This window comes from Halomonas sp. BC04 (assembly GCF_000568385.1).
This window is the reverse complement of sequence record NZ_AZQX01000156.1, coordinates 1-6,721: the sequence shown is the minus strand read 5'-3', so window position 1 is coordinate 6,721 and position 6,721 is coordinate 1. Positions and strand designations below refer to the sequence as shown.

The 6,721-nt window shown below is 66.3% G+C and carries 6 protein-coding genes and 1 pseudogene; 6 read left to right on the top strand and 1 reads right to left on the bottom strand.

The features are described from left to right. Positions 1–86: 86 nt before the first annotated feature. Positions 87–1,118, bottom strand: a complete 1,032-nt coding sequence (locus Q427_RS11065; RefSeq protein WP_043513827.1) for a LysM peptidoglycan-binding domain-containing protein — start codon at positions 1,116–1,118, stop codon at positions 87–89. Positions 1,119–1,385: 267 nt separating this feature from the next. Here Q427_RS11065 and def point away from each other — a divergent pair, with 267 nt between their 5' ends. The 6 genes and pseudogenes from def to Q427_RS11035 form a co-directional block, all read left to right on the top strand. After that, positions 1,386–1,898, top strand: a complete 513-nt coding sequence (gene def / locus Q427_RS11060; protein ID WP_043513824.1) for a peptide deformylase — start codon at positions 1,386–1,388, stop codon at positions 1,896–1,898. 105 nt (positions 1,899–2,003) lie between these two features. Then, entirely contained in the window at positions 2,004–2,990 is a 987-nt protein-coding gene (gene fmt, locus Q427_RS11055; protein WP_043513825.1) for a methionyl-tRNA formyltransferase, read from the top strand. After that, positions 2,990–4,338: pseudogene (gene rsmB, locus Q427_RS11050) on the top strand (16S rRNA (cytosine(967)-C(5))-methyltransferase RsmB). The gene fmt and the pseudogene rsmB overlap by 1 nt, the downstream one beginning before the upstream one ends. Before the next feature lie 44 nt (positions 4,339–4,382). After that, a complete protein-coding gene (locus tag Q427_RS11045; RefSeq protein WP_043513823.1) occupies positions 4,383–4,589 on the top strand; it encodes a dodecin in 207 nt (68 codons plus the stop codon). 112 nt (positions 4,590–4,701) lie between these two features. Then, the gene (gene trkA, locus Q427_RS11040; RefSeq protein ID WP_043513822.1) at positions 4,702–6,075 is read left to right on the top strand and encodes a Trk system potassium transporter TrkA; all 1,374 of its coding nucleotides are present in this window, start codon (positions 4,702–4,704) and stop codon (positions 6,073–6,075) included. 94 nt (positions 6,076–6,169) lie between these two features. Continuing rightward, positions 6,170–6,721 (top strand): potassium transporter TrkG (locus Q427_RS11035; protein ID WP_043513821.1); only part of this gene is annotated, 552 nt, incomplete at its 3' end.

Genomic DNA, 6,721 nt, shown 5'->3' with positions numbered 1-6,721 from the left:
CGCTATCAGCTCGGCCAGTCGCGTCGCGCCCATGCCCGGCAGGCGCATCACCGCCAGCCACGCCCGTGTGTCCGGAGACACCGCTGTCACCGCAGCGCCACCCCCCGCCCATGGCGGGGATTGTGCACCCGATCACCGACTTCCAGCGTACGGGAGGCCCGCATGACCAGACCGTAGCTCATCTTCTCGTAGGGACGAAAGACCATGATCAGGCCCGCTTCGATACCGGGCAGCCGCAGGACTTCACCGCTGCGTGGATCATTGACCCGCTCCCCCTGCTGCTCGACCTGGAGCACGTGCCCCGTTTCCAGGCCATCGCGGCGGCCGCGGTCCAGCGCTACCACTTGCAGCCGACCGATGAAGCGCACGCCGCCGGGTACTGCCAGGATGCGGCCGTCGACCGCGCCATCCGGGGCGCGGGGCACGAATTCGCGGACCAGTTCGCGGCTCTCCAGGGGCAGGATGATGTCGTTATTGCGCACCTCCTGGGAGGCCGACAGCACCTCGAGCACGACGATATCCTCCTCGGTGCGCTGGACCCGCGCCTGGCCGACGCTCTCCAGCTCCAGGCCCAGCAGCTCGCCGGAGACCGCATCGTTGTAGCGCTCGCCGATCCGATAGATACCGTAGCGCGGCCCGCGCTCTATCTCACCACGCGCATAGATGCGATCTCCTGCCCCGCTGATGATGCGCCGATCGTCGCCGGCCACCACATAAGCCAGCTCATCCAGTGCCTCCGGATCGTCGACGACCCGATGATCGCGCAGGAAGTGGCGTATCACTTCCAGGGGAATCGGCTCGATGGCCTCGCGGGTGGGAATACGCCGCACCTCCGGCGAGAGTCGAACGGTACCCTGCCCCCGCTCGAGGCCAATGCAGGGCCGCCCGTTGCAGTCATAGAGGTAGACCACATCGCCGGGATAGATAAGGTGGGGGTTGCGGATCTGAGGATTGACCTGCCACACCTCCGGCCACTGCCAGGGATGCTGCAGGAAACGGCCGGAAATGCCCCAGAGGGTATCGCCACGCACCACAGTATAGCGTTCGGGAGCGTCACCACGCAGCCCCTCCTGCCAGGTGAGCCCCTGGGCCTGGACCGTCGCCGCGCCGAGCAGCATGGCGATACAGGCACCGCTTATCAAGGCGGCCCTGAAATAAGCAGCCAACCGGCTGCGCCTTGCCCTATCGATACTATCCACCATCCGCTGATTCCCCCTGCTCTCGACTCATCCCGGAAGCGCTGAAACCACCCCACCGGGAACCTGAGCGCCGTGTCATAGTCTGATTTTATCGAAATAATAGGTGATCGGGCGGTTCCACCCCGAGCCGCAGCCCCCTAGAATAAGCGAATCCCTGAATGACAGCATAACGGTGGTTCCAACGCCATGGCCAAATTACCCATCCTCGAATTCCCCGACGAGCGGCTGCGCACCAAGGCGACACCGGTCGAGGCGGTTGATGACGAGGTGCGCCAACTGGTCGACGACATGCTCGAGACCATGTATGAAGCCAGCGGTATCGGGCTTGCCGCCACGCAGGTGGATGTCCACCGCCGTGTCATCGTGATGGATGTCAGCGACAGTCGTGCCAGTCCACTGGTGCTGATCAATCCCGAATACACGCCGATCGGCGACGAGCGCGACCTGATGTCCGAGGGCTGCCTGTCGATTCCCGAGTATTACGCCGAAGTGCCCCGCGCATTGAAGGTCCACCTCAAGGCGCTGGACCGGAACGGCAATCCCTATGAACTCGAGGCCGAGGGCCTGCTGGCCCATTGTATCCAGCACGAATACGATCATCTGGAAGGGGTGCTGTTCGTCGACTATCTCTCCGCACTCAAGCGTGATCGGGTGCTGAAGAAGATGCAGAAGCGCCACAAGCAGATGCAGGGGGCCTGAAGCCCGCGCCCAACCTCGTTGAAGGCCGACTGCTGTCGGCCTTCGTCGTTTCCGCCTGCCTCCGTTATGATGGGGAACATCGCCCACTGGCAAGGCTTCGAAATCATGTCCCCACCCCTGCGTGTCGTTTTCGCCGGAACCCCCGAGTTCGCCGCTTCCAGCCTGGCTGCACTGCTGCAAAGCCGACACTCCGTGGTCGCCGTCTACACCCAGCCGGATCGTCCCGCCGGTCGTGGCCGCAAGCTCGCCGCCAGCCCGGTCAAGACGCTGGCGCTGGAGCACGGCCTGCCGGTGCTGCAACCGGAGAGCCTGAAAGCACCAGCGACCCAGGCCGAGTTGGCCGAACTGGAGGCGGACATCATGGTGGTCGTCGCCTATGGCCTGATCCTGCCCCAGGCGGTGCTGGACATCCCGCCACGGGGATGTCTCAACGTGCATGCCTCGCTGCTGCCACGCTGGCGCGGCGCCGCCCCTATCCAGCGGGCCATCGAGGCCGGTGACAGCGAAAGCGGCGTGACCATCATGCAGATGGATGCCGGACTGGATACCGGCGACATGCTGCTGGTAAGGCGAACCCCCATCACGGCTACCACTACCGGTGGCGAGCTGCATGACACCCTGGCCGCGCTCGGCGGCGAGGCCATCGTCGAGGCCCTTGATGCCCTGGCTGACGGCGCACTGACGGCAACACCCCAGCCCACCGAAGGCGTGACCTACGCCGCCAAGCTCACCAAGGCCGAGGCCGAGCTGGATTTCCGCCAACCCGCCGAGGCACTGGCGGCCAAGGTGCGCGCCTTCAATCCCTGGCCGGTGGCCTGGTGCGCCCATGGCAAGGAGCGTCTGCGCCTGTTGATGGCAACGGCCGCGACACGCCGTGATGGCGAAGCGCCACAACCCCCCGGCACTCTGCTTGCCCACGCCCCCGATGCCCTGCGTATCGCCAGCGGTGCACGGGGCAGCGAGGTACTGCAGGTGACACGCGCCCAGCTTCCCGGCGGCAAGCCGCTGCCGGTTCGCGACCTGCTCAACGCCCGTAGCGAGACGCTGGCACCCGGCATGCGACTGGGGCAAGCCACCGAGGAGATCTCCTGATGCATCGATCGACACCTTCCTCCCGCGCAGGCAAGGCCGTGCAGGACGGCGGCCAGGCGGTGCGGGCCAGCGCCGCCCGCGCACTGGTGCCGGTCATCACCGGCAAGGGGTCCCTGGCCGACCTGGACGACCACCAGGTGGTCACCCGGGACCGGGCCCTGTTCAGGGCGATGTGCTACGGCGTCTGCCGCACGCTGCCGCGTCTGGAGGCGCTCGCCGCTCAGCTGCTCAAGACCCCCCTCAAGGCCCGCGATGCCGATGTCCAGGCCCTGCTGCTGCTGGGTATCCATCAGCTACTCTACATGCGCATTCCGGCCCACGCCGCCGTGGGCGAGACCGCCGGTGCCGCGCGGCTGCTGGGCAAGGAGTGGGCGACCAAGGTGCTCAACGGCTGCCTGCGCCGCCTGCAGCGGGACTCCTCGGCGCTGCTGGTCGAAGTCGACCGCGACCCTGCCGTGGCCCTGCTGCATCCACGCTGCTGCTCAAGGCGCTGCGCCAGGCCTGGCCCGACGAGTGGCGCGCCATCGCCACCGCCAACAATGACCCGGGGCCGATGACACTGCGCATCAATCGTCGCCGCGGCGACCGGGAAGCTTACCTGGCACGGCTGATCGACGCCGGCCATGAGGCCAGGCTCTGTACGCACTCGCCCGATGGCCTGGTGCTGGAAACGCCCTGCGACGTTCAGGCGTTGCCCGGCTTTGCCGAGGGCGATGTGAGCGTCCAGGATGAAGCCGCTCAGCTGACGGCGGAGCTGCTCGGCCCCTGCCTGGCACCTCGACCGGGCGGGCGGGTACTCGACGCCTGCTGTGCGCCCGGCGGCAAGACCGCCCACCTGCTGGAACTGTTCGACGTCGACCTCCTGGCGCTGGACAGCGATGCCACACGGCTGGCCCGGGTGGAGGACACCCTGGCTCGCCTGGGCCTTTCGGCGACCCTGCTGCACGCCGACGCCACCCAGCGGGACTGGTGGAACGGCACGCTCTTTGACGCCATCCTGCTGGATGCCCCCTGCTCCGGCAGTGGCGTGATCCGCCGGCATCCGGATATCAAGCGCCTGAGACGGCCGTCGGATATCCCCAGGCTGGTCGAACTGCAATCACGCCTGCTCGACAACCTCTGGCCACTGCTGCGCCCGGGCGGCTCCATGGTATACGCCACCTGCTCGGTGCTCCGCGAAGAGAACGACGAACAGATCGAGGCGTTCCTTGCCCGCACGGAAGACGCCATCGCCACCACGCCACAGGAGGTGAGCTGGGGCCGGCCGGCCGGCGCCGGTCGCCAACTGCTGCCGGAAACGGAGAGCCACGACGGCTTCTTTTATGCCAGACTGAAGCGGCAGGGTTGATCTTTTGCCCTGCCTTCTCGACCACCAAGGAGCAAGGAGCCCACATGAGCGATCATGTCTACAAGCACATCGAGCTGACCGGTTCTTCGGAGAAGGGCATCGAGGATGCCATCAACCGTGCGCTCGCCAAGGCCTCACAGTCCCTGCACGGGATGCGTTGGTTCGAGGTCGTGGATACCCGCGGCCATATCGAGAACGGCAAGGTCGGTCATTGGCAGGTGACCATCAAGGTAGGGTTCACCCTGGACTGATCGCGCCCACCGGAAGTCCCGCCCTGTTACCCGGTGATCGGCTGGTTTATGCTAGCCACCATGCTGCGGCGCCAAATCGGCGTCGCAGAGTCGTTCCACGGACCCGACAACAATGAAGATCATCATTCTTGGCGCCGGCCAGGTCGGCGGTACCCTGGCCGAGCATCTGGCCCGCGAGGAAAATGACATCACCGTGGTGGATACGGACGGCGAGCGGCTGCGCGAACTGCACACCCGACTCGACATCCGTACCGTGGTGGGGCCGGGCTCCTACCCCGTGGTGCTGCGACAGGCCGGCTGCGAAGATGCCGACATGCTGATCGCGGTGACCAGCGCCGACGAGGTCAACATGATCGCCTGCCAGGTCGCCCACACCCTGTTCCGCACCCCCACCAAGATCGCCCGGGTCCGCGCCACCGCCTACCTCACCCGCAAGGGGCTGTTTGCCCACGAGGCGGTGCCCATCGACGTGCTGATCAGCCCCGAGCAGGTGGTCACCGATCATATCCGCCGGCTGATCGAACACCCCGGTGCGCTGCAGGTGCTGGAGTTCGCCGGCGGGCTGGTGCAGCTGGTGGCGGTCAAGGCGTTCTACGGCGGCCCCCTGGTGGGCCAGGACCTGGGCTTCCTGCGCCGCCACATGCCCAGCGTCGATACCCGGGTGGCAGCCATCTACCGGCGCAACCGGCCGATCATCCCCCGCGGCGACACCGTCATCGAGGCCGACGACGAGGTCTTCTTCATCGCCGCCCGCCGCGATATTCGTGCGGTGATGAGCGAACTGCGCCGGGTCGACCGGGACTTCCGCCGGGTGATCATCGCCGGCGGCGGCAACATCGGCGAGCGCCTGGCCGAGCACCTGGAGCATAGCCACCAGGTCAAGATCATCGAGCACGGCATCGAGCGCTGCACCGTGCTCGCCGAGCGCCTCGACCGCACGGTGGTACTGCACGGCAGCGCCACCAACAAGCGGCTGCTGGAAGAGGAAAACATCGAGGACTGCGATATCTTCTGTGCGCTGACCAACGACGACGAGGTCAACATCATGTCGTCCATGCTGGCCAAGCGCATGGGAGCCAAGAAGGTGCTGACGCTGATCAACAATGCCGCCTATGTGGACCTGGTCCAGGGGGGCGAGATCGACATCGCCATCTCGCCCCAGCAGGCCACCATCGGCAGCCTGCTGACCCATGTGCGACGCGGCGATATCGTCAACGTGCACTCGCTGCGCCGCGGGGCTGCCGAGGCCATCGAGGCGATTGCCCACGGCGACATGCAGTCCTCGCGGGTGGTGGGGCGCGCCATCGGCGATATCGACCTGCCCAGCGGCACCACCATCGGCGCCCTGGTCCGTGGCAAGGAGGTGCTGATCGCCCACGACGACGTGGTGGTGGAATCCGGCGACCACCTGATCCTGTTCGTGATCGACAAGCGCCGCATTCGCGAGGTGGAGCGCCTCTTCCAGGTCGGGCTGACCTTCTTCTGATGCCAACGGGGCGCCTCTTGATATCACGACGCTGCTTCGCGCCTATCGTACTGATGCTTATGGTACAGGCGCCTGTCGCCAGGGGGGGCACCGCATGAGCCTGCGTATCATTCTGCGCATCCTGGGCATGCTGCTGATGATGTTCAGCCTGACCCTGGTGCCGCCGATCCTTATCTCGCTGCTGTTCGGTGACGGCCAGTGGGATGCCTTCGTCATCGCGATCATGATCACCGTAGTGACGGGGCTGGTGATGTACCTGCCCAACCGCTTGGCTCGCAAGGAGCTGCGCACCCGCGACGGCTTCCTGATCGCCGCGCTGTTCTGGAGCGTACTGGGGCTGTTCGGCTCTCTGCCGCTGATGCTGACCGGCGACGCCGCCCTCTCGCTCACCGATGCCGTCTTCGAGTCCTTCTCGGGGCTGACCACCACCGGTGCCACGGTGATCACCGGCATCGACTTCCTCCCCGAGTCGATCCTCTATTATCGCCAGCAGCTGCAGTGGTTGGGCGGGATGGGGATCGTGGTACTGGCGGTGGCGATCCTGCCGACCCTGGGCGTCGGGGGCATGGCCCTCTACCGCACCGAAATTCCGGGGCCGCTGAAGGATTCCAAGCTCACCCCGCGCATCACTGAGACCGCCGCAAGG

Excerpts from the sequence above, each read along its gene's own strand:
- trkA (WP_043513822.1), top strand. The coding sequence starts at position 4,702 with ATGAAGATCATCATTCTTGGCGCCGGCCAGGTCGGCGGTACCCTGGCC.
- def (WP_043513824.1), top strand. The coding sequence starts at position 1,386 with ATGGCCAAATTACCCATCCTCGAATTCCCCGACGAGCGGCTGCGCACC.
- Q427_RS11065 (WP_043513827.1), bottom strand. The coding sequence starts at position 1,118 with ATGCTGCTCGGCGCGGCGACGGTCCAGGCCCAGGGGCTCACCTGGCAG.
- fmt (WP_043513825.1), top strand. The coding sequence starts at position 2,004 with ATGTCCCCACCCCTGCGTGTCGTTTTCGCCGGAACCCCCGAGTTCGCC.
- Q427_RS11045 (WP_043513823.1), top strand. The coding sequence starts at position 4,383 with ATGAGCGATCATGTCTACAAGCACATCGAGCTGACCGGTTCTTCGGAG.